Annotated in this window: 21 protein-coding genes and 2 tRNA genes; 9 read left to right on the top strand and 14 right to left on the bottom strand. The window is 63.8% G+C overall.

The window, feature by feature from the left end; all coding sequences use genetic code 11:
* Positions 1–4 precede the first annotated feature (4 nt).
* Both DCO45_RS17600 and DCO45_RS17595 read right to left on the bottom strand, forming a co-directional pair.
* The gene (locus DCO45_RS17600; RefSeq protein WP_116927043.1) at positions 5–916 is read right to left on the bottom strand and encodes an ABC transporter permease; all 912 of its coding nucleotides are present in this window, start codon (positions 914–916) and stop codon (positions 5–7) included.
* A 7-nt stretch (positions 917–923) separates the two neighbouring features.
* On the bottom strand, positions 924–1886 hold the full coding sequence (locus tag DCO45_RS17595; protein ID WP_116927042.1) for an ABC transporter permease: 963 nt from the start codon (positions 1884–1886) through the stop codon (positions 924–926).
* Positions 1887–2086: 200 nt separating this feature from the next.
* Here DCO45_RS17595 and DCO45_RS17590 point away from each other — a divergent pair, with 200 nt between their 5' ends.
* Positions 2087–2344 carry a YfhL family 4Fe-4S dicluster ferredoxin gene (locus tag DCO45_RS17590; RefSeq protein WP_021025013.1) on the top strand — a complete coding sequence of 86 codons (258 nt, stop codon included), beginning with the start codon at positions 2087–2089 and terminating at the stop codon, positions 2342–2344.
* 41 nt (positions 2345–2385) lie between these two features.
* Here DCO45_RS17590 and pth read toward each other — a convergent pair whose 3' ends face one another.
* The 7 genes from pth to DCO45_RS17555 form a co-directional block, all read right to left on the bottom strand.
* Complete coding sequence (gene pth, locus DCO45_RS17585; protein WP_116927041.1) at positions 2386–2994, bottom strand: aminoacyl-tRNA hydrolase; 609 nt, start codon at positions 2992–2994, stop codon at positions 2386–2388.
* A 104-nt stretch (positions 2995–3098) separates the two neighbouring features.
* Positions 3099–3689, bottom strand: coding sequence for a 50S ribosomal protein L25/general stress protein Ctc (locus DCO45_RS17580; RefSeq protein ID WP_116927040.1), 591 nt, complete (start codon positions 3687–3689; stop codon positions 3099–3101).
* A gap of 129 nt (positions 3690–3818) precedes the next feature.
* Complete coding sequence (locus tag DCO45_RS17575; RefSeq protein WP_021025016.1) at positions 3819–4784, bottom strand: ribose-phosphate pyrophosphokinase; 966 nt, start codon at positions 4782–4784, stop codon at positions 3819–3821.
* Between the two features lie 56 nt (positions 4785–4840).
* Positions 4841–4917, bottom strand: a tRNA-Gln gene (locus DCO45_RS17570).
* A 40-nt stretch (positions 4918–4957) separates the two neighbouring features.
* Positions 4958–5815: a 4-(cytidine 5'-diphospho)-2-C-methyl-D-erythritol kinase gene (gene ispE, locus DCO45_RS17565; protein ID WP_116927039.1), complete on the bottom strand. Its 858-nt coding sequence runs from the start codon at positions 5813–5815 to the stop codon at positions 4958–4960.
* A 19-nt stretch (positions 5816–5834) separates the two neighbouring features.
* Positions 5835–6344 carry an outer membrane lipoprotein LolB gene (locus DCO45_RS17560; RefSeq protein WP_116927038.1) on the bottom strand — a complete coding sequence of 170 codons (510 nt, stop codon included), beginning with the start codon at positions 6342–6344 and terminating at the stop codon, positions 5835–5837.
* Positions 6341–8116 (bottom strand): tetratricopeptide repeat protein, encoded by a 1776-nt coding sequence (locus DCO45_RS17555; RefSeq protein WP_116927037.1) that lies wholly within the window; start codon positions 8114–8116, stop codon positions 6341–6343. Before DCO45_RS17555 ends, DCO45_RS17560 begins: the two co-directional genes overlap by 4 nt.
* Positions 8117–8161: 45 nt before the next feature.
* Here DCO45_RS17555 and mutM point away from each other — a divergent pair, with 45 nt between their 5' ends.
* The 3 genes from mutM to DCO45_RS17540 all read left to right on the top strand — a co-directional run bounded on the left by mutM (position 8162) and on the right by DCO45_RS17540 (position 10426).
* Positions 8162–8974 (top strand): bifunctional DNA-formamidopyrimidine glycosylase/DNA-(apurinic or apyrimidinic site) lyase, encoded by an 813-nt coding sequence (gene mutM, locus DCO45_RS17550; protein ID WP_116927036.1) that lies wholly within the window; start codon positions 8162–8164, stop codon positions 8972–8974.
* 67 nt (positions 8975–9041) lie between these two features.
* A complete protein-coding gene (gene mutY / locus DCO45_RS17545) occupies positions 9042–10082 on the top strand; it encodes an A/G-specific adenine glycosylase (RefSeq protein WP_116927035.1) in 1041 nt (346 codons plus the stop codon).
* Positions 10083–10189: 107 nt separating this feature from the next.
* The gene (locus tag DCO45_RS17540; RefSeq protein WP_116927034.1) at positions 10190–10426 is read left to right on the top strand and encodes a DUF2789 domain-containing protein; all 237 of its coding nucleotides are present in this window, start codon (positions 10190–10192) and stop codon (positions 10424–10426) included.
* Positions 10427–10438: 12 nt separating this feature from the next.
* Here the strand turns inward: DCO45_RS17540 and rapZ are convergent, their stop codons facing one another.
* The 3 genes from rapZ to DCO45_RS17525 are packed head-to-tail and all read right to left on the bottom strand — an operon-like array spanning position 10439 to position 13879.
* Positions 10439–11332, bottom strand: a complete 894-nt coding sequence (gene rapZ / locus DCO45_RS17535; protein WP_116927033.1) for an RNase adapter RapZ — start codon at positions 11330–11332, stop codon at positions 10439–10441.
* On the bottom strand, positions 11322–12980 hold the full coding sequence (recN, locus tag DCO45_RS17530; protein WP_116927032.1) for a DNA repair protein RecN: 1659 nt from the start codon (positions 12978–12980) through the stop codon (positions 11322–11324). The genes rapZ and recN overlap by 11 nt, the downstream gene beginning before the upstream one ends.
* Positions 12977–13879: an NAD kinase gene (locus tag DCO45_RS17525; protein WP_116927031.1), complete on the bottom strand. Its 903-nt coding sequence runs from the start codon at positions 13877–13879 to the stop codon at positions 12977–12979. Before DCO45_RS17525 ends, recN begins: the two co-directional genes overlap by 4 nt.
* A 300-nt stretch (positions 13880–14179) precedes the next feature.
* Between DCO45_RS17525 and hrcA the strand changes: the two genes are divergently transcribed.
* The 3 genes from hrcA to DCO45_RS17510 all read left to right on the top strand — a co-directional run bounded on the left by hrcA (position 14180) and on the right by DCO45_RS17510 (position 16024).
* Positions 14180–15181 carry a heat-inducible transcriptional repressor HrcA gene (hrcA, locus tag DCO45_RS17520; protein WP_116927030.1) on the top strand — a complete coding sequence of 334 codons (1002 nt, stop codon included), beginning with the start codon at positions 14180–14182 and terminating at the stop codon, positions 15179–15181.
* 52 nt (positions 15182–15233) lie between these two features.
* A tRNA-Ile gene (locus DCO45_RS17515) sits at positions 15234–15310 on the top strand.
* 231 nt (positions 15311–15541) lie between these two features.
* Positions 15542–16024, top strand: a complete 483-nt coding sequence (locus DCO45_RS17510) for a GreA/GreB family elongation factor (protein WP_116927106.1) — start codon at positions 15542–15544, stop codon at positions 16022–16024.
* Here DCO45_RS17510 and DCO45_RS17505 read toward each other — a convergent pair.
* Entirely contained in the window at positions 16021–16818 is a 798-nt protein-coding gene (locus tag DCO45_RS17505) for a hypothetical protein (protein ID WP_133248194.1), read from the bottom strand. The two genes, DCO45_RS17510 and DCO45_RS17505, sit on opposite strands and share 4 nt — an antisense overlap.
* Positions 16819–17468: 650 nt before the next feature.
* On the opposite strand from DCO45_RS17505, the gene DCO45_RS17500 reads away from it, so the two are divergent.
* On the top strand, positions 17469–18512 hold the full coding sequence (locus DCO45_RS17500) for an NAD(P)-dependent alcohol dehydrogenase (RefSeq protein ID WP_116927028.1): 1044 nt from the start codon (positions 17469–17471) through the stop codon (positions 18510–18512).
* A gap of 138 nt (positions 18513–18650) precedes the next feature.
* Complete coding sequence (gene ygiD, locus DCO45_RS17495; RefSeq protein ID WP_116927027.1) at positions 18651–19538, top strand: 4,5-DOPA dioxygenase extradiol; 888 nt, start codon at positions 18651–18653, stop codon at positions 19536–19538.
* On the opposite strand, the gene DCO45_RS17490 is transcribed toward ygiD, so the two are convergent.
* Positions 19539–21029, bottom strand: coding sequence for a PLP-dependent aminotransferase family protein (locus tag DCO45_RS17490; RefSeq protein ID WP_116927026.1), 1491 nt, complete (start codon positions 21027–21029; stop codon positions 19539–19541). It lies immediately after the preceding gene.
* Positions 21030–21153 lie beyond the last annotated feature (124 nt).

Below are 21153 nucleotides of genomic sequence, written 5' to 3'. Positions count from 1 at the left end.
CTCCTTAGCGCTTGCGGGCCAGACGCGGATCGAGCAGGTCGCGCAGACCGTCGCCCAGCAGGTTGAGGCCCAGCACCGACAACGCAATCGCCACGCCCGGGAAAACGGCCAAGAGCGGCGCCTGGAACATCAAGGTCTGCGCCTCGCTCAGCATGCGGCCCCAGGACGGCTGCGGCGGCTGCGTGCCCAGGCCCAGGTAGGACAGTGCGGCCTCAGCCAGGATCGCAATCGCAAAGCGGATGGTGCTCTGCACGATCAAGGTGGCCGAGATATTGGGCAGCACATGCTGCCAGGTAATGGCCCAGGCACCCTTGCCGCAGGCGCGGGCGGCGGTGACATATTCGCGCCCCCAGATGGTGTTGGCCGAGCCGCGCGCGATGCGGGCGAACATCGGGATGTTGTAGATGCCGATGGCCACAATGGCATTGATGATGCCCGGGCCGAACACAGCGGTCAGCATGATGGCCGAGAGGATGGCGGGGAAGGCCAGCGAGAAATCGGCCAGGCGCATGATGGCCTCTTCGACCCAGCCGCGTTTGGCAGCGGCCAGCAGGCCCAGCGCCGTGCCCACCACCACGCCGATGCCCACGGCAATGACGCCCACCAAAATGGAGGCGCGCGCGCCCAGCAGCAGCTGCGAGGCGACATCGCGCCCATAGGCATCGGTGCCCAGCCAGTGGGCGAGCGACGGCCCTTGCAGCTTGGCCTCCATGTTCATCTCGAAGGCCGAGTGCGGCGTCCAGACATAGGACAGGCCAGCGGCGAGCAAGAGCAGGGCCGTGAGCACCAGTCCAATCATGAAGCTGGGGTTGCGCAGGGCGCGGCGCCACAGTGCGTTGCGGGATGCCGTGTGGCCAGGCGCTGCGCTGGCAGCGGGCGTGGGCAAGGTAGGGGCGACGGAGGTAGGCGGTTGCATGGCGTGCTCAGATATCGCTGGCTTTGGTGCGGGGGTCGATCCAGGCATAGAGCAGGTCCACCACGAAATTGACGATCACCACCATGGCGGCCAGCAGCATCACGCAGTTGCGCACCACCATCAGGTCCCGGTTGGCAATGGCCTGAAAGATCAGCCGGCCCATGCCGGGCAGGTAGAACACGTTCTCGACCACGATCGTGCCGGCCATCAGTTCGGCAAACTGCAGGCCCATGACGGTGACCACCGGAACCAGCGCATTGCGCAGCACATGGCCGTAGAGCGCTGCGCGTTGCGACAGGCCCTTGGCCCGGGCGGTGCGCACAAAGTCCTCACGCAGCACCTCCAGCACCGACGAGCGCGTGATGCGCGCCAGGATGGCCGCCTGCACCACGGCCAGCGACAAGGCCGGCAGCATCAGCGACTTGAGCGCGGCCCAGGGCGAGCCGCCCGAGGCCTCGCTCCAGCCCGGAAAGCCGCCGGCCGAGAACCATTTGAGGTGCACCGAAAACAGCAGGATCAGCAAGATGGCGAACCAGAAATTGGGGATGGCAATGCCCAGCTGAGCCATGCCCATGACGCTGACATCACCGAGCTTGTTGTGGCGGCTGGCGGCATAGATGCCGGCGGCCAGCGCCACCACGGTGGTGATGGCCATCGCCATCAAGGCCAGCGGCAAGGTGAGCGCCATGCGCTCGGCAATCAGTTCGATGACAGGGGTGCCGTAGCTGTAGCTGTTGCCCAGGTCCAGGTGCACAAGGCCCCAGATCCAGTGCACATAGCGCTCCCAGGCGGGCTGGTTGAGCCCGAGCTGCTCGGCCAGTTCAGCGACTGCTTCGGGCGCGGCATCGGGCCCCATCAACATCTGGGCGGCGTTGCCCGGCAGGATCTCCAGAACGAGGAAGACGACAATCGAGGTGCCCAACAAGGTGAGCAGCAAGGTGAGTGTGCGCTTGAGAATGAAAAGACCCATGGGTAGCCGTCGTGGTTAGGAAAGGCGCGCAGACCTGCTGGTGCTTGTTGTATTTTTTCGCAGCGGCAAGCATAACGCGAACAATTCCGACACACCATACATGCTTACTCGCAGTGCCACGAGTATGGCTAAGGAGGTCGCGGGATAATGTCGCTCATGTCACACTTCTTCCCCCGTGCTGGAATCTTGGAGACGCATCCATGGCCTTGATGATTACCGATGAGTGCATCAACTGCGATGTGTGTGAGCCCGAGTGCCCCAACGATGCCATCTCGATGGGGGAGGACTACTACGAGATCGATCCGCACCGCTGCACCGAATGCGTGGGCCATTTCGATGAGCCCCAGTGCGTGCAGATCTGCCCGGTCGCCTGCATTCCGGTGCACCCCGATTTTCAGGAAGACAAGCCCACCTTGATGCAGCGCTATGTGCGCCTGCAGGCCGACAAGGGCCTGTGACTGCGGGGTGATCGGGGGGATGGGCGTGTAGCCCGGTGCGCTCAGAGGGCCTCTGGGCGTGGCGGCTTGGGCCGCTGGGGCTTGGTGGTGTGGATCTTGAGCGTGGCCTTTTCCATGTCGCCGGCCAGCAGCTCAGGCGAGGCCTGCAGCGCATGGATGATGCTGTCCTCGATCAGCTTGCGCTGGTCGGGCGCTGGCTTGCGCAGCACCCAGTTGGGCACCTCCTGCTTGTCACCGGGGTGGCCAATGCCGATGCGCAGGCGCCAGTAATCGGACGAGCCCAGCTGGGCATGGATATCGCGCAGGCCATTGTGGCCGCCGTGGCCACCGCCGCGCTTGAGCTTGACCTGGCCGGGCGGCAGATCGAGCTCATCGTGCACCACCAGAATCTCTTCGGGCTGGATCTTGAAAAAGCGTGCGAGCGCGCCGACCGACTTGCCCGACAGGTTCATGAAGGTCTGCGGCTCGAGCAGCCAGACCGACTCACCCTGCACCGAAGTACGTGCGACCAGGCCATAGTAATTGCGGTCAGGCACCAGCTGCAGGCGCAAATCCCGGGCCAGCGCATCAATCCACCAGAAGCCGGCGTTGTGGCGCGTGCCTTCGTATTCAGGGCCGGGGTTGCCGAGGCCAACAAACAGCTTGATCATGGGCGGATGGAGTGAAGTAGGGGAAGAATGAAAAAAGGCTGCATTGACCAGCAATGCAGCCTCTGGCTTGCAGACGCCAGAGGCGTCAGCAGCTTGCTGTGCGATTAAGCAGCAGGCGCTTCGCCTTCTGCAGGTTCAGCAGCAGCAGGAGCAGCCACGGACACCAGCGCAGGGTTGGTTTGTGCAGCCAGCTTCACGCCCTTGGGCAGAGCGATGTCCTTCAGGTGGACGGTCGAACCCTTTTCCAGCTTGCTCAGGTCCACCGCGATGAATTCGGGCAGGTCCTTGGGCATGCAGATCACTTGGATTTCGGTCACAACTGGGGTCACCAGGCACTTGTCGATCTTCACTGCTGGGGACTCTTCAGCACCGCTGAAGTGGACGGGCACCTTCATGGTCAGCGCGGTGTTGGCATCGACGCGTTGGAAGTCGATGTGCAGCACCAGCTGCTTGTAGGGGTGGTATTGCACGTCGCGCAGCAGCACTTGGCTCTTGGCGCCGTCCAGGTCCAGTTCCAGCACGGATGCGTGGAAAGCTTCCTTCTTGAGGGCGTACCACAGGCTGTTGTGGTCCACTTCGATCAACTGAGGCTCAGCAGCGGCACCGTAGATGATGCCAGGCGTACGGCCAGAATTACGCAGGCGGCGGCTCGCACCCGTACCTTGCTTAGCGCGCGCAAAAGCGACAACGTTCATTTTATTACTCCAATGTGGGATGAACCGCGACCAGTTCACCCGGTTAAAAAGGCCGCTACAAATTGCAGCGGCCAGCGAAAACTATCTATTTTAGCAGAAAGCAGAAAAAGGGCCTTGCGGGCCCTTTGATCAGTCGGCTTCCTGGAACAGGCTCATCACCGATTCGCCGGTGGCGATGCGGTGGATGGTCTCACCGATCAGCGGTGCCACCGACAACTGGCGAATCTTGCTGCAGTTGCGCGCTTCGGCCGACAGCGGGATGGTGTTGGTCACCACGACTTCGTCCAGCGCCGCACCGTTGCCGATACGTTCGATGGCCGGGCCCGAGAAAATGGGGTGCGTGCAGTAAGCGTAGACCTTCTTGGCGCCACGTTCCTTGAGCACTTCCGCCGCCTTCACCAAGGTGCCTGCGGTGTCGATCATGTCGTCCATGATCACGCAGTTGCGGCCGTCGATGTCACCGATCACATGCATGACTTCGGAGACATTGGCCTTGGGGCGGCGCTTGTCGATGATGGCCAGATCGCAATGGAGTTGCTTGGCCAGCGCGCGTGCACGCACCACACCACCAACGTCCGGCGACACAACGATCAGGTCTTCGTAATTCTTCTGGCGCAGATCACCCAGCAGCACAGGCGATGCATAGATGTTGTCCACCGGAATATCGAAGAAGCCCTGGATCTGGTCGGCGTGCAGGTCCATCGTCAGCACGCGGCTCACGCCAGCGGCTTGCAGCATGTTGGCCACGACCTTGGCCGTGATGGGCACGCGGGTCGAGCGAACACGGCGGTCCTGGCGGGCGTAGCCGAAATAGGGGATCACCGCGCAGATGTGCTCAGCCGATGCTCGCTTCAAGGCGTCGACCATCACAAGCAGTTCCATCAGATGGTCGTTGGTGGGCGCACAGGTGGGTTGCACCACGAACACATCACGGGTACGCACGTTTTGCTTGATCTCAACGGTGACTTCACCGTCAGAGAAGCGGCCTACATCGGCGTTACCCAGTGAGGTATGGAGGTGTTGTGCAATTTCAGAGGCAAGTTCGCGGTTGGCGTTGCCAGTGAAAACCATGAAGTCTGGATGATGGTCTTGCATAGCGTCCCAGTGGGTATGGGTTAGCTGTGTGCGTTGCTTGTACGCGGTAAGAAATATGGCAGGGGAAGAAGGATTCGAACCTTCGCATGCCGGAATCAAAATCCGGTGCCTTAACCAGCTTGGCGACTCCCCTACAAGAATTGGTGCTAAGCATCACCAATCCTTTGAAACTTTCAGTCTTGGGTCCAGCCTCTGAGAGGATGTTCCATCAGACTTGTGCAATCTTTCACTGTCCAGTCTTGTGAAAAACTGCTCTGGCAGCTATTAGCTTGCATTTTCTTCACTGCGAAAACTGCGCTACCTGAGCCCGTCATTCTAGCATGTAATCCTTGTGATTTCAAAAAGTCAGAAACTTTTTTTATCGAAGGGCACAGGCTTTCTGCGACCGGCTGCAAGTCGTTCCGACCGAAGTCAAAGTTCTCTGCAGCGAAGCTCGTCATTGTAGCAGCTTCTGAATCGCGTTTTAGGTTCGGACTTGAAAAAATAAGTTTCGTATCCAGACCCTCTTGCGGCTTCACAACTACCAGCGCGGTGTCTGCTAGTTGCTGCTCGTTTTCGAGTGGACGTATTATGTCACCGATTCCTTCGACCCAAGCCGATTTTCCAAAAATAAAAAACGGAACATCGGCGCCCAGCGTCAAGCCGATGCGCTGCAGTTCGCTGCGCGAGAGCTTCAAATCCCAGAGCTGGTTCAGCGCCAGCAAGGTGCTGGCAGCATCCGATGATCCGCCACCCATGCCCGCCTGGGCCGGCAGGTTTTTATGCACGCCAATGTGTACGCCCTGGCTGCAGCCGGTGGCCTGCTGCAAGGCCCGCGCGGCGCGGGTGATCAGGTCATCGGCGGGCAGGGGGGTGTTCAGGTCTTCGCGGCTGATCTGGCCGCCGCTGCGCAGCTCCAGGTGCAGCGTGTCGGCCCAGTCGATCAGCATGAAGACCGACTGCAGCAGGTGGTAGCCATCCGCGCGTCTGCCGGTGATGTGCAGGAACAGGTTGAGCTTGGCAGGCGCAGGAACGTCGTACAGCGTACGCATGGATCGTCTCACAAAAAAATCATGGCGCGTCGAGCACGATGCGCAGGTTGGCTTCGGGTAGCGGGTCGAGGCGGCGGGCCAGAATCTTGCCTTCGCTGCGCGCTTCCAGATCGGCCTGCCAGCCCGCGGCCACCGTGGGCTGGCCCTGCAGCCAGTCAAACAGCGCGGCAATCGGCAAGCTGGTGCCCAGCAAGGTCTGCGTCAACTCATCGAGCGAGCTGGCCTGGCGGGTTTGCGTGCCTTGCTGTGCGCTCGCCTGGCCGGGTGACCATTGCACGCGCGCAACGATATTGCCCAGCGGGTTGAGCAGCACCAGCTCGCCCGAGTCGGGGCTGCCCGACAGCTCAAAGCTGCCGCTGGTGGTTTGCGGAGGGCTGTCCAGCACCTGCACCGACATGCGGCCTGACCAGTAGGTCTTGCCCGGGGCCGCTTCGAGCTGGCGCGCAGCCGTGCTGCAGGCCGAGAGGAGGGGCAGCAGGCCGGCGCCGATGGTGGCCAGGCAGAGCTGCCTGCGCTGCACACCTATCATGGCTTGATTCCCAGGCGCTCAAAGGTCTTCTTGACCATGTCGTTATTGGGTGCGGTCTTCAGAACCGTGCGCAGCAGCTCTTCGGCGGGCCGGGTCTTGCCCTGTTTCCACCAGACTTCGGCCAGGTGGGCGCCAATCTCGGCATCGGGTTGCTTGGTGTAGGCCTGCTCCAGCAGCTCGGCGGCGCGCTCGAGGTTGCCCAGCTTGAACTCCACCCAGCCGAGGCTGTCGGTGATGAAGGGGTCACCGGGCGACATGCTCAGCGCTTTCTCGATCAGGCTTTTGGCCTCATCGAGCTTGAGGCCGCGGTCGGCCAGCGAGTAGCCCAGCGCGTTGTAGGCATGGTGAAAATCGGGCTGCAGCTCGATCAGCCGGCGCAGCTGGGTCTCGGCCAGTTCCATGTTGTTCATGCGTTCAGCCAGCATGGCCTGCTCATACAGTGCATCGGGGTCTTGCGGCTGCAGCGCAACCAGGCGCCCTTGCAGCTCCAGCGCTTTCGCATAGTTCTTGGCCGTCTTTTGCAGCTGCACCTGCGCGGCCAGCTTGGCGCGCGCCTCGCCGGCATTGCCCTCGGGCAGTTGCTCCAGCAGGGCCGCTGCGGCGTCGTAGTTGCCTTGCTGCATCTGGATGGAGGCCTTGCGCAAGGTGGCCAGCGCGATATTGCCGGCCTTGGCGATCTCATCGGCCCAGCGGTCGGCCTCGGCCCATTTCTGCTGGGCCTCGGCCATCTGCTCGCGCAGCATCAGGCTTTGGATGCGCACTTCGCGCTGCAGCACGGCCGAGGGGAATTTGTCGATCAAGGTGTCGAGCTTGAGCAGCGAGACATCGGCCTCGGTGTACTGCTTGAGCTGGGCCTCCAGCGCGGCCTTCAGCATCCAGGCGTCGGCAGATTCGGGGCTCAGGCGCGTGGCATTGTCCAGCTGGGCCTTGGCCTCGGTAAAGCGCTCGGCGTTCATCAGGCTGCGTGCATAGGCCAGGTGGGCCTCGCCGCTCTTGGACTTGTCCAAAAAATCCACCACCAGCGCCTCAGCCCCGGGCACGCCGGCGTTGACCAGGTCTGCGGCCAGCTTGGCTGCGCTTTCATTGTCGGGATTGAGTTGCAGCGACCGGCGGGCGGACGCGAGCGCCTGGCTCTTCTGGTCGGCGGCCAGCTCCATACGGCCAATGGCAGCCCAGGATTCGGGGCCGGTGGCGGGGTTTTCCAGCTCGGGGGTCAGCGCTTCGCGCACAATGCGGGCGGCCAGCTCCTGGTCGCTCAGGCGCCGGTAGATGCTGGGGATGGCGCGGATCCAGTCGAGTTTTTCATCGGGCTTGGCCAGCGCGATCTCTTGCTTGAGCAGCGGGCCGGTTTCCTCGCCCTGGTTGGTCGAGAGCATCACCTGCAGCATGTAGCGGCTGGCCGCGCGCGATTGCGGAAAGGCGCTTTTCCAGGCCTGGGCCACTTGGGTGGCACGGGTGGCCGAGCGCGACAGCAGCGCCAGCTGCGCGCTGCGCTGGTAGACCTTCTCATCGCCCGAGCGGCGCGCGGCGTCGAGCAGCAACTCCACGCTGGTGGCCGCATCGCCGCGGTAGGCATACATTTCGCCCAGAAGCAGCTCGTAAAAAAGCTCCGCATCCAGCTCCACTCTGGCATCATCGGCCCGCTCGGCCGCCGCCAGAGACAGCTGACGCTGGGCTGCACCTTGCTGCGGTGCTTTGGCAGGCGCTGCAAAGGCGGGTGTCATCAGGCCAGCGGCCAGAAAATAAGCCAGTAAACGAAGTTTTTGCGTCATCGGCCCATAATAAACGATGCCCAAGGGCCTTGCAGAAGGAAGAAAGTGCCAGAGTTACCAGAAGTGGAAGTCACGCGACGGGGATTGGTTGCGCCGCTGCAAGGCGCGCGCATTGCCTCCGTGCGCATGGGAAAACCTTTGCGCTGGCCGCTGGGCATCGATACCGCCGCCTTGGCCGGGCGCACCATCACCGAGGTGCAGCGCCGGGGCAAATACATTGTGCTGGTGCTGGACCAGGGCGTGGTGCTGATCCACCTTGGCATGTCCGGCAGCCTGCAGGTCAGCCCCATGGATGCGCCAGCGGGCCCGCATGACCATTTTGACTTGCTCACCGACCAGCACCTGCTGCGCCTGCATGACCCGCGCCGTTTTGGGGCGGTGGTCTGGTCGCCCGATGCCGACTCCGGCATGGCCGCCAAGCTGTTGTCCAATCTGGGCGTGGAGCCCTTGGGCGCCGGCTTCAGCGTGGAGCACCTCTGGGCCGGGCTGCAAAAGTCGCGCACGCCGATCAAGCAGCTGCTGCTGGGCGGCCAGGTGGTCGTGGGCGTGGGCAATATCTACGCCAGCGAGGTGCTGTTCCTGGCCGGCATCTCGCCGACCAAACCGGCCAACCAGACCACGCGGCCCCAGGCGAAACGCCTGCGTGCGGCGATTGTGGAGGTGCTGACCCGCTCCATTGCGCTGGGTGGCAGCACCTTGCGCGATTTTGTCCAGGTCAATGGCTATGCCGGTGCCTTCCAGGCGCAGGCCAGCGTCTATGGCCGGGCCGGAGAGCCCTGCCCGCAATGCGGCCAGCCGGTGCAGCTCATCAAGCAAGGGCAGCGCAGCACCTATTACTGCAAGCGCTGCCAGAAATAAACGCGGGCCTGGCGGGCCGCCCCAGAGCGGCCAGGCCCACCGATAACTACTCCCCCCGAGAACAGCGATTGTGAGTCGATTTTCCGAACAGATCGTGGCCTGGCAGACAGTCCACGGAAGACACCATCTGCCGTGGCAGAACACCCAGGATGCCTACCGCGTCTGGCTGTCCGAGATCATGCTGCAGCAAACCCAGGTCAGCACCGTGCTGGGCTACTACGAGCGCTTTTTGCAGCGCTGCCCCACCGTGGCCGATCTGGCTGCGGCCAGCGATGAAGAGGTGATGGCCTTGTGGAGTGGCCTGGGCTACTACAGCCGCGCGCGCAACCTGCACCGCTGTGCCCAGGAGGTGATGGAACGCTTTGGCGGCGCGTTCCCGCACACCGTCGAAGAACTCTCGTCCTTGCCCGGCATTGGCCGTTCGACCGCCGGCGCGATCGCCTCGTTCTGCTTTGCGCAGCGCGCCGCCATACTTGATGCCAACGTCAAACGGGTGCTCACCCGCGTGCTGGGCTTTGAGGACGACCTGGCCAGCAGCGCCGCCGAGAAAAAGCTCTGGGCGCTGGCCGAAGAGCTGCTGCCCACCACCGACCTGGCGCGCAATATGCCGCGCTACACCCAGGGCATGATGGACATGGGCGCCACCATCTGCACCGCCAAAAAGCCCAGCTGCCTGCTGTGCCCGGTGCACGGCGATTGCGTGGCCCACCGCCAGGGCCAGCCCGAGCGCTATCCGGTCAAGACCAAGAAACTCAAGCGCAGCGCCGCCAGCTGGTGGCTGCTGTGCTGGCAGCGGCCCGACGGTGCCATCTGGCTGGAAAAGCGCCCCGCGCCCGGCATCTGGGCCGGCCTGTTCTGCCTGCCGGTCTACGACAGTGAAGAGGCGCTGCTTGCGCAGTCGGCACAGCACGGTGATACCTCGGAGGCGGTGCATGCCCAGCCATTCCTGCATGTGCTCACCCACAAGGATCTGCACCTGCACCCGGTGCGGGTGCCCGTTTCGGGCGATGGTGTGCCCACGCCTTCGGGCCAGTGGTGCCTGCCTGCGCAGTGGCCCGATCTGGGGCTGCCCGCGCCGATTCGCAGCCTGCTGCAGCGCGGGTTTTGAGGCGGGCTCGGCTACCGGCACTGGCGTCCTTTACCGGGCTTGTCCTGCAAAGGGCGCCGCTGCACGGCGCTTAGACTGCAGCCATCTTCTTGCTTTGAAAGTACGCCATGGAGCCCACAGTTCACCCCTTCTCGTCGCTCTTCCAGCAACTGGGCCTGCCCGATGATGATGCGTCGATCCGCCAGTTCATAGAATCCCACCGCCCGCTGCCCGACAAGGTGCTGCTGGCAGATGCCGCATTCTGGTCGCCCGCGCAAGCGCGCTTCTTGCGTGAAAGCATTACCGCCGATGCCGATTGGGCGAACGTGGTCGACCAGCTCAGCGTCGCCTTGCGCGCCGAGTAATCAGCGCGGGCATCAGCTTTTTTTGGCGCTCAGCTCGCGGTGGCGCTGCAAGGTGGTCCAGCGGCCTTGAAAGTGCTGGGCCAGTGCATTGACCAGGTAGACCGAGCGGTGCTGGCCGCCGGTGCAGCCCACCGACACCGTGGCATAGCTGCGGTGATTCTTCACCAGCTCGGGCAACCAGTTGTCCAGAAAACGGATGATGTCGTTTTGCATCTGCAGCACTTTGGGCTGCTGCGCCAGGAAGTGGGCGACCGGTGCTTCCAGCCCGGTGTGCGGGCGCAACTCGGGCTCGTAGTAGGGGTTGGGCAGCATGCGCACATCGAACATGTAGTCGCTGTCGATGGGGATGCCGTGCTTGAAGCCAAAGGACTGGAACAGCAGGGTCAGGCTCGATTGCGGCGCCTGGATCCACTCCTTGATAGAGGCCTGCAGCTGGGAGCCGCGCAGGTTGCTGGTGTCGATCACATGGGCCTGCTCGCGCAGGTCGGCCAGCAGCGCGCGTTCTTCATCAATCATCTGCGCCAGCGCGCGGGGGCCTTGCTGCAGTTTTTCGTTGGTCAGCGGGTGGCGCCTGCGGGTTTCCGAAAAACGGCGCATCAGCGTGTCGCGCTGCGCATCCATGTAGATAAGTCGCACCTGGGCCCCGGCGTCGCGCAGCCGCTCGAGCTGCTCGGGCACCAGGTACAGGCCCTTGGCGCTGCGTGCATCCATCGCAATGGCCACGCGGCTGCCGTGCTGCCAGTGCTCCAGTGATACGAGTGCCTGCAGCAGTTCAGGCGGAAAGTTATCCACACAGTAGTAGCCCACGTCTTCGAGCGCATGCAGCGCCACGGATTTGCCCGAGCCGGCCATGCCGGTGATGACCACCACTTCCAGTGGCTGCGGGGCGGATGTCTTATCGGTCATTCATTCCTCCGGCAATCATCTCTTGGGCGTGGGCGCGGCTCGTGGCCGAGAGGTTTTCGCCGCCCAGCATGCGGGCAATTTCATTGACCCGCTCGTCATCGGCCACGGTACAGATATGGCTCGTGGTGCCGCTTTTGCTGCGCTGCTTGGCCACTAGCAGGTGGTGGTCGCCGCGTGCGGCCACCTGGGCCAGGTGGGTGACGGCCAGCACCTGGCGGTCCCGCCCCAGTGCCCGCATCACGCGGCCCACCGCATCGGCCACCGCGCCACCAATGCCCGAGTCGATCTCGTCAAAGATCAGGGTGGGCGCCTGGCCGAGCTGGCTGGTCGATATTGCAATGGCCAGCGAGATGCGCGAGAGCTCGCCGCCCGAGGCCACCTTGGCGATTGGCTTGGGGTCGGTGCCCGGGTGGCCAGCGACCAGCAGTTCCACATCGTCGATACCATCGCTGCGCGGCTCACGTGCGGGGCTGACCTGCGCGACAAAACGGCCGCCGGCCATGCCCAGGTCCTGCATCGCAGCGGTGATCGCTTTGGACAAGCGTTTGGCCGCCTGCTGGCGCGCCTGGCTGAGCGTCGTGGCGACCTTTTGGTAGGCCTCCTGCGCCTGCTGGGCGTTCTTGGCCAGCTGCACCATATCGGAGGAGGCTTCGAGCGCCAGCAGCTCGGCATGCCAGCCCTGCAGCAGTGCGGGTAGGTCTTCGGGCGCACGCTTGTAGCGCCGTGCCAGCGATATCCAGCTGCCCAGGCGCTGGTCCAGCTGCTCGAGCTTGTCCGGGTCCAGCTCGGCATGGCGCAGGTAGCCGTTGAGCGAGCGCACCACATCCTCGAGCTGGGCCAGGCACGATTCCAGCGACTCGGCCATCGCGGAGAAACCGGGCTCCACATGGGCCTGGGCCTGCAGCGCATGCAGGCTGCGGTTGACATGGGTGAGCGCGCCGCCGTCTTCGCCTTCCAGGCTGGCAATCGCGTTGTTGGCCGCATCCATCAAGGCCTGGGCATTGGACAGGCGCCCATGCTGGGTGTTAAGCTCTTCCCATTCCTGCGGGCCGGGCGCGAGCTTGTCGATTTCGGCGATCTGCCAGAGCAGGCGTTCGCGCTCGCGCTGGTGGGTTTCTTCCATGCTGCGCGCTTGCTGCAAGGCCTTGTCGGCACTGCGCCAGAGCGCATAGGCGCGCTGCGTGGGAGTGCTGTCGGTACCGGCGTAGGCGTCCAGCAGCTGGCGCACCGACTCGGGCTGGGTCAGCCCCTGCCAGGCATGCTGGCCATGGATATCGACCAAGTCGCCCGCAATGCTGCGCAGCTGCGTGGCGGTGGCGGGCACGCCATTGATCCAGAACTTGCTCTTGCCCTGCGCGTCGATCACGCGGCGCAGCAGCAGCGTTTCTTCGCCGGGCATGTCGTTGTCGGCCAGAAAGCCTTCGAGCGTGGCGGGCGTATCGAACTCGGCCATCAGCTCGGCGCGGCTGGCGCCCTGGCGCACAAAACCGGTGTCGGCACGGTGTCCCAGCACCAGCTGCAAAGCATCGATCAGGATCGATTTGCCGGCACCCGTCTCGCCGGTCAGTGCCGTGAAGCCGGGCTGGAAATCCACCTCCAGCTGCTCGACGATGACGAAATCACGCAAGCCAATGCGTCTGAGGCTCATGGCGTAATGCCCCCTTCGTTCCAGCCCAGCTTTTTGCGCAGAGTGGCGTAGTAGTTCCAGCCCCGGGGGTGCAGAAAGCGCGCCTTGTGCGGCGCGCTGCGCACCAAAATCTTGTCACCACGCAGGATGGAGGCGAGCGACTGCATGTCGAAATTGGCGGCCACATCGCGCCCGCCAATCACCTCGATCGAAATCTCCTGCGAGTCAGGAATCACACTGGGCCGGTTGGACAGCATATGCGGCGCAATCGGCGCCATCACCCAGCAGGGCACCGTCGGGTGCACGATGGGCCCGCCGACCGACAACGCATAGGCCGTCGAGCCCGTCGGCGTTGCAATGATCAAACCGTCTGCGCGCTGGTTGGCCACCAGCTGGCCATCGACCTCGACCCGCAGCTCGACCATGCCCGAAGTGCCGCCCCGGTTGACCACCACATCGTTGAAGGCCAGCGCCTCGAAGACGCATTGGCCTTCGCGCATCACGCGGGCATGGATCATCGAGCGCACTTCTTCTTCGTACTCGCCGGCCAGAATCGCCGAGAGCGGTCCCATGAAGGTCTGCAGCGGGACATCGGTCACAAAGCCCAGGCGCCCCTGGTTGATGCCGACCAGGGGCGTGTTGTACTGGGCCAGCTCGCGTCCCACGCCCAGCATGGTGCCGTCACCGCCAAGCACAATGACCAGGTCGCAGCGCTCACCGATCTCCTGCATGCTGAGTGTCGGGTAGTGTTCCATGCCGGTGAAGGCGGCGGTTTCCTTCTCCAGGAATGCAGTGCCGCCCTGGGCCTCGATATAGCAGGCGATCTGGCTGAAAGCCGCATAGGACTGCTGGCGCACCTCGGCAGTGGGCGGCGCATGGTGTTTGCCGATCAGGGCAATATGTTGGAAGCGAGACTGCATACGCAAATTACATCACCAAAGTGGCGTAATCTTTTTGAATTTCTTGAGCAGCCCCAGTTGGCGGCTGCCGCCTGCCCTGCAAAGGCGGGCTGCGCCGGTGGCCGGGACTGGGCCTGGAGCTGGCCGGGCGCCTGCAGGCAGGCACGCGGGGCAGCTACGGCTTCATTGTTGCATGGGCGCCATAAGTCGGGTGCGTGGTAGCCATCTCTGGCGTCCGGCTGCTGGCTGGAATCCTCTGGGTATCCCTGGTTCTGGCCCGAACGCGGCTGCTGGCGCCAAGGACACGGATAAAATGCGCCCATGCTCGATGACCGCGCTCGGCTGCTGCTCAAAACCTTGGTGGAACGCTATATAGCGGATGGCCACCCAGTGGGCTCGCGCGCGCTCACGCAGGCGCCCGGGCTGGACTTTTCGCCGGCCACCATCCGCAATGTGATGGCCGACCTCGAAGGCCTGGGCCTGATTGCCAGTCCCTACACCTCGGCCGGCCGCATCCCCACGGCCAAGGGCTACCGCCTGTTTGTCGACACCATGCTGACCGTAGACCCGGACCAGGTGGTGTCGGCCGAGATTGCGCCCGAGCAGCCGCAAAAGGTCATCACCAGCGCTGCTGGCGTGCTCTCGGAGCTGTCGCAGTACGTGGGCGTGGTGCAGGCGCCGCGCAAAAGCTCGTCGTTCCGCCATATCGAGTTCTTGCGCCTGTCGGAAAAGCGCATCCTGCTGATCCTGGTCTCGCCCGAGGGCGATGTGCAGAACCGGGTGATCTTCACTGAGTCGGACTACTCGCAAAGCCAGCTGATTGAGACGGCCAACTACCTCAACGCCCATTACGCCGGTTTGGCTATGGAGCAGGTGCGCCAGCTGCTGCGCAAGGAAGTGGACAGCCTGCGCGACGAGATCGCCGCACTGATGCTGGCGGCCGTGAATGTGGATGAAGGCGCCCAAGAAGCGCCGCATGAACTGGTGATTGCTGGCGAGCGCAACCTGCTGGCCGTTAGCGATTTCAGCAACGACATGACCAACCTGCGCCGGGCCTTTGACCTGTTCGAGCAAAAGACCCAGATCCTGCACCTGCTGGAGAACTCCAACCGCGCAGAAGGTGTGCAAATCTACATCGGTGGCGAGAGCCAGCTGCTGTCCGTCGAGGAGCTGTCGGTCGTCAGCACGCCGTACCAGGTCAACGGCAAGGTGGTCGGCACCCTGGGCGTCATCGGCCCCAAACGCATGCCCTACGAGAAGATGATCCAGATCGTTGGAATCACCTCCAAGCTCGTATCCAACGCACTGAGCCATCCGAAATAGACGCTAGAATGCAAAGCTTCACTCGCCAGGGCTTCTGGCAGGTGGTGGTACCGGGGCGTTAGCTCAGTTGGTTAGAGCAGAGGACTCATAATCCTTTGGTCGCGGGTTCAAGTCCCTCACGCCCTACCAGATTCATTGGCTGCACAGCTATCATTTTTGATGCTGTGTGGCTTTTTTATTGTCGGTGGTGCGCGCGGCGTTTGGTGTATTGCCGAATGTACCCATGACAAGAAGGTCATTCTGGGCAGCAGCAGCTGCACCCTCTGTCCAGCGGCTCCACACAGCCCCTGAGTCTGGCAATGACCAACCCATGCCGGTTCATAATCATCCCCCCAACTTGTTCAAGAGGCCTCTTTCATGGTGGATAAATCCTTGCTGCAGCAGCTGGTGCTGGAGCGGCTGGCCGATGACCTGCAGCAGGTCGAGCAGGCGGTGAGTGCGGCGCATGAAGCGGCGACCCACGAGGAAAATATTGCCGAGAACAAGTACGACACCTTGGGCCTGGAGGCGGCCTACCTGGCGACGGGCCAGGCGCGGCGCGCTGAGGCCATCCACCAGGCGCTGGTCCATTGGCGGCTTTTTTGCCCGCAGCCCTATAGCGCCAGCAGGGGCATACAGCTGGGCGCGCTGGTTTGCCTGCTGGATGCGGACGAGAGACAGCAGCAGATCTTTCTCGGCCCTGAAGGGGGCAACATGAAGCTGGTCATCGGCGCTGAATCCATCCAGGTGATCAGCAGCCAAGCGCCGTTGGGCCAGGCGCTGCTGGGCAAGGCTGAGGGAGATGAGGTGACGCTGGAGGTGGCGCAGGCCAGGCAGCAGTTGGAGGTGCTATGGGTTCGTTAAGCTGGCTGAACCCTGCGCCGCGTTTGCACCAGCACCATGGCCACCGCCACCAAGCTGGACAGCAGCACCGCTGCCCAGGCGCCCAGTGCGGGCACAGGTTCGGGCGTGCCGGGGTTGGCGGTCGGGGCCGCGGTCACCGCAAAGCTTTGCTGCTCTTGAGGGGCTGCGAAATAGGCGCCATTGCCTGCCTGGTTGGCATTGACCACGCAGGTGCCCACGCTGAGAAAGCTTACCGTGTTGCCCGTGACCGAACAAATCGCAGCCGCTGAGGGATCGATGGAGAAAACAACCGGCTCGCCCGATTCACCGCCGGTGGCTGCAATATCGTAGCTGCCTCCCACAGGGGCAGGACTGGGCGGGGTGGAGCTGAAGGTGATGGACTGGGGCGTGGCGCCATCCGAGGAGCCGTTCAGGGTGATGGACTGGGTGCCAAGATTGTCGACTTCAAAGCGGAAGGCATCTGTGACAGGGCCCGCAGCAGCCGGCGCAGTGAACGTAAAGCTGATCGTACAAGGCGTGAATTGCGGATAGGGGCCTGCAGCGCAGCTGCTGTCCACGACCGTGAAGGCGGAGTTTGCAGGCGGCGTGACGCTGCTGACATTCAGTATGAACGGCGTGGGTCCCTGGTACTCCACCGTGACGCTCTGCGCTGCCGATACGCTGCCCGCCGCCGTGTTGCTGAAGTTGATGCTGCCTGGCGTGAACAGCAGGCCCTGTGCCTGCGCGGCCTGCAAGCCCAGCGCGGCAGCCACAGCGATCAGTGATTTAGTAATCCATGAAATGAATATTCTCATACCAACTCCAGATGATTGGAGTGGATGTTAGCACTTGCATACTTTTTATGTCATCGGGTATAGCCGGATGGCGTCAGCAGCACCGGGCGACAGGAAAGCGCTGCACAAGGAGGCGCTTGACAGCGCATCCGCTGAGCAATAAACGAGACAGGGGAGAGGATCGCCATGCCGCGAGGGCATATGCCTGCTTCCGGAGCACAGACCTGGCAAGGTCCATTGGAAGGACTTGGGCGGAGCGCGTCGCAAAGACGGCGAGAGCGCTTCAACGTGAAAAAAATGCCTGGCTACATGGAGAACCGCTGGCTAGCAAAAACGACCACTGGAGTGAAAACCCAGTAGGTCGCCCCACGATGAAACAAGGAACGGCGGCAATCGCTGAACCTTGGGTGCATCATATTCGCAAATGAGAATTATTCTCAAATAACCCTGTGCTTAAAAGGGCAATGCGTATTTTGAGGCCCGTCAAGACGCTCTGGGGTCGCCGACCACGCATAGGCATATCTGCTATATGGAGGGCGTAAGATGGATTTGCCTGCACGCTGTCATCATTGCGGTTGCCTCTGGCAACCGCAGCCTTGAGCGTGTGCCAGCTTGGTCGTCAAGTCTGTGCAGTCGCGGTGACCTCCACGAACGGAATAGGACCTTCAATCATGACCGTCAAAGCCTATGGCGCCCACGCGGGTGACCAACCCCTGCAAGCCCTGAACATCGAGCGCCGCACGCCGGGCGCCCAGGACGTGCAGATCCGCATTGCCTATTGCGGCGTCTGCCACTCGGACATCCACCAGGTGCGCTCCGAATGGGCGGGCACGCTCTACCCCTGTGTGCCCGGGCATGAGATTGTCGGCGAGGTCGCGGCAGTCGGCTCCGATGTGAGCGATTTCAAGCCCGGGGACCTGGTAGGCGTGGGCTGCATTGTGGACAGCTGCCAGCACTGCATGGACTGCGGCATGGGGCTGGAGAACTACTGCAACCACATGGTGGGCACCTACAACGGGCCCACGGCCGATGCGCCGGGCCATACCTTGGGTGGTTATGCGCAAAGCATCGTCGTGCACCAGCGCTATGTGCTGCGCGTCAGCCACCCACCGGCCCAGCTGGCTGCTGTTGCGCCGCTGCTGTGCGCAGGCATCACCACCTATTCGCCACTGCGCCACTGGCGCGTGGGGCCAGGCCACAAGGTCGGGGTGGTGGGCATTGGCGGGCTGGGCCATATGGGCATCAAGCTGGCCCACGCGATGGGCGCGCATGTGGTGGCCTTCACCACGTCCGAATCCAAGCGCGATGCGGCCAAGGCGTTGGGCGCTGCCGAGGTCGTGGTCTCACGCCATGCCGATGAGATGGCCGCGCATGCGCAAAGCCTGGACTTCATCCTGAACACCGTTGCGGCCCCGCATGACCTGGACCCCTTCTTCAACCTGCTCAAGCGCGATGGCACGATGACCCTGGTGGGCGCGCCTTCTACCCCGCATCCCTCGCCCGGTGTGTTTGGCCTGATCATGAAGCGGCGCAGCCTCGCCGGTTCGCTGATCGGCGGTATCCCCGAGACGCAGGAGATGCTCGATTTCTGCGCCGAGCACGGCATTGTGGCGGACATCGAGCTGATCCAGGCCGAGCAGATCAACGAGGCCTATGAGCGCATGCTGCGCGGCGATGTGGCCTACCGTTTTGTGATCGACAACGCCAGCATCTGATGTGTTGACCGCCTGATGCTCCAAAGCCAATGCAGTGCATGCCCTGGGCAAGCACTGCATTTTTCTTTGGGGGCTGCGGCGGAACTTGTGCCCCTCTGCCGCCTCAGACTGCGGCCCTTTGTTTTTCCTCCACGCCCCATGTTGTCACGTCGCTCCCTGGTCCTGTCCGGCAGTCTGTCTGCGGTGATGGCCGCTCTTTTGCCGATGGGCCAAGCCCTGGCCCGCAGCCCGCAGCCGCCGCGCAAAATGCCGGTGCTGTTCATCGGCCATGGCAGCCCGATGAATGCCATCAGCGCCAACCCCTTTACCCAGCACCTGCAACGCTGGGGTGCCAGCCTGCCCCGGCCCAGCGCCATCCTGGTGGTGTCGGCCCATTGGCTCACGCGCGGCAGCACCGGCGTGACGGTCAACGACAAGCCCGCCACCATCCACGATTTCTCCGGCTTTCCGGCCGAGCTGCATGCAATGCAGTACCCGGCCGCTGGCCACCCAGCGCTCGCGGCCAAGGCGGCCGCGCTGGTGCGCAGCGGCCAGGCGCAGCTGACGGACCAGTGGGGGCTGGACCACGGCACCTGGACCGTCTTGCACCACCTCTACCCCCAGGCCGATGTGCCGGTGTTCCAGGTCTCGATCGACTACAACCAGCCTGCCCCCTACCACTATGCCGTGGGCAAGGAGCTGGCAGCCTTGCGCGAGCAGGGCGTGCTGGTCATCGGCAGCGGCAATATCGTGCACAACCTGCGCGCAACGGTGCGCGGCGCGCCCGAAGGGCTGATGGCCGCCCGCGACTGGGCCCAGCAGTTTGACGAAGCGGCCAAGCAGGCCTTGCTGGCGGGCAACCACGAGGCCCTGGTGGCCTACCAGCAGCTGCATGCCTCGGCCAGGATGGCCGTGCCTACGCCCGACCACTACTGGCCCTTGCTCTATGCCCTGGGCGCTGCCCATGGCAGTGGCCCGGCGCGCCAGGTGTTTGAGGGCTTTCAGTCCGGCACCATCAGCATGCGCTGCCTGCAGTGGGATGCCTGATCAGCGCAGGCTCCTGAGCGCCTGGGCAAGCTGCTCCACGCCCCGCTCAATCTCGGGCAGATCCAGCAGCGCATAGCCCATCACCACACCGGCTACGGCGTGCGTTGCCTGCGCGCTGCTGGACTGCAGGTACAGCGGGCTGATCGGGTAGACGCGCACGCCGCGCTGCGCTGCCGCCTGCACCAACTGCGCCTCGCAGCTGGCGGGCAGCGCGGGAAACCACACGGCCAGGTGCAGGCCGCTGGCCGCGCCCTGGATGCGCACTTGCGTGCCCAGATGCCGCTCCAGCGCCTGCAGCAAGGCCTGCTGGCGTGCCTGCTGCTTGCGGCGCATGCGCCGCACATGGCGGGCATAGCTGCCGTCGTCGATCAGTTGGGCCAGCGCCCGCTGCGGGCCGGTGGCGCTGTGGCGGTCGGTCAGCAGCTTGGCCTGCGCAAACAGGCCTGCGAGCGCTGGGGGCAGCACCATATAGCCCAGTCGCAGCTGGGGCGACAAGGTCTTGGAGAAGGTGCCGACATGGATCACGCAGTCCGCGCGGTCGAGCGACCACAGACTGGGCTCGGGCCGCACGGTATAGCGGTAGTCGCTGTCGTAGTCGTCCTCGATCAGCCAGCAACGCTGCGCACGCGCCCAATCGAGCAGGGCATGGCGGCGGGCAATCGGCAAAAAGCCGCCCAGTGGAAACTGGTGGCCAGGCGTGGCATAGGCCAGCTTGGCAGGCGCCTGTGCGGTCAGCGCGGCGAGCTGCGCAGTCTGCAGGCCATCGTCATCCACATCGGCGCAGACCAGCTGCGCGCCATACGCCGCAAACACCTGGTGCGCCATGCGGTAGCCGGGGTTCTCGACCACCACGCGGTCGCCAGGGTTGAGCAGCAGGCGGGCACAGAGATCGAGCGCGTGCTGCGAGCCGTTGACGACCAGGATCTGCTCCGTGCTGCAGCGTATGTCCCGGGTCTGATGCAGGTGTTTTTGCAGCGCCTGGCGCAGCTCGGGCGCGCCCAGCGGGGTCGCGTATTCGAGCCGCTGGCTGCGCTGGCCCTCGGCCCGGCGCAAGGCCTTGAGCCATTGCAGGGTCGGGAAATCGCTGCCCGCCAGCGGCCCGTAGACAAAGTCGATCACCCCGGCCGGATCGGGCGCGGACGGGCGCAGGGGCATGGCCTGCAGGCGCTGGGCAAAGGCGGACAGGCGATCGCTGTCGGGCATCTGGCGATGGGGCTCGGTAGCGTCGTCAGCCCGGCCCTGAGTGCGGATGCGGTCAGCAGCGCCCGCCGCCACGCGCGTCGCGGCCCCGGGCCGGGTGTCGACAAAGCCATCCGAGGCCAGTTGCTCATAGACCAGGCTCACGGTGCCTCGTGACAGGCCCCGCTCAGCGGCCAGCACCCGCGTCGAGGGCAGGGCGGTGCCGGCCGCGTAGCTGCCATCACCGATGCGCGCGCGGAGGTCGCGGTACAGGCTGCGGCTGCCGGGACGGGTGGACGAGGGTGCTGGCATGGTGAGAAACTGGACCAGTGATTTTGTTGAAAACTGGCTATTTTTAACCAGAAGCGGCCGCCGCACAATCCGGGCTTGGCCGCAACCCAGCTCGGGCGCGGCATCTGTTTTGACTGGGAAAAAG

Origin of the sequence: Comamonas sp. JNW, assembly GCF_003105075.1 — a bacterium.
In the GTDB taxonomy this organism is placed as follows: domain Bacteria; phylum Pseudomonadota; class Gammaproteobacteria; order Burkholderiales; family Burkholderiaceae_C; genus Comamonas; species Comamonas squillarum.
Note: the sequence above shows the minus strand (reverse complement) of the source record. Positions and strands in the feature narration are given on the sequence as shown.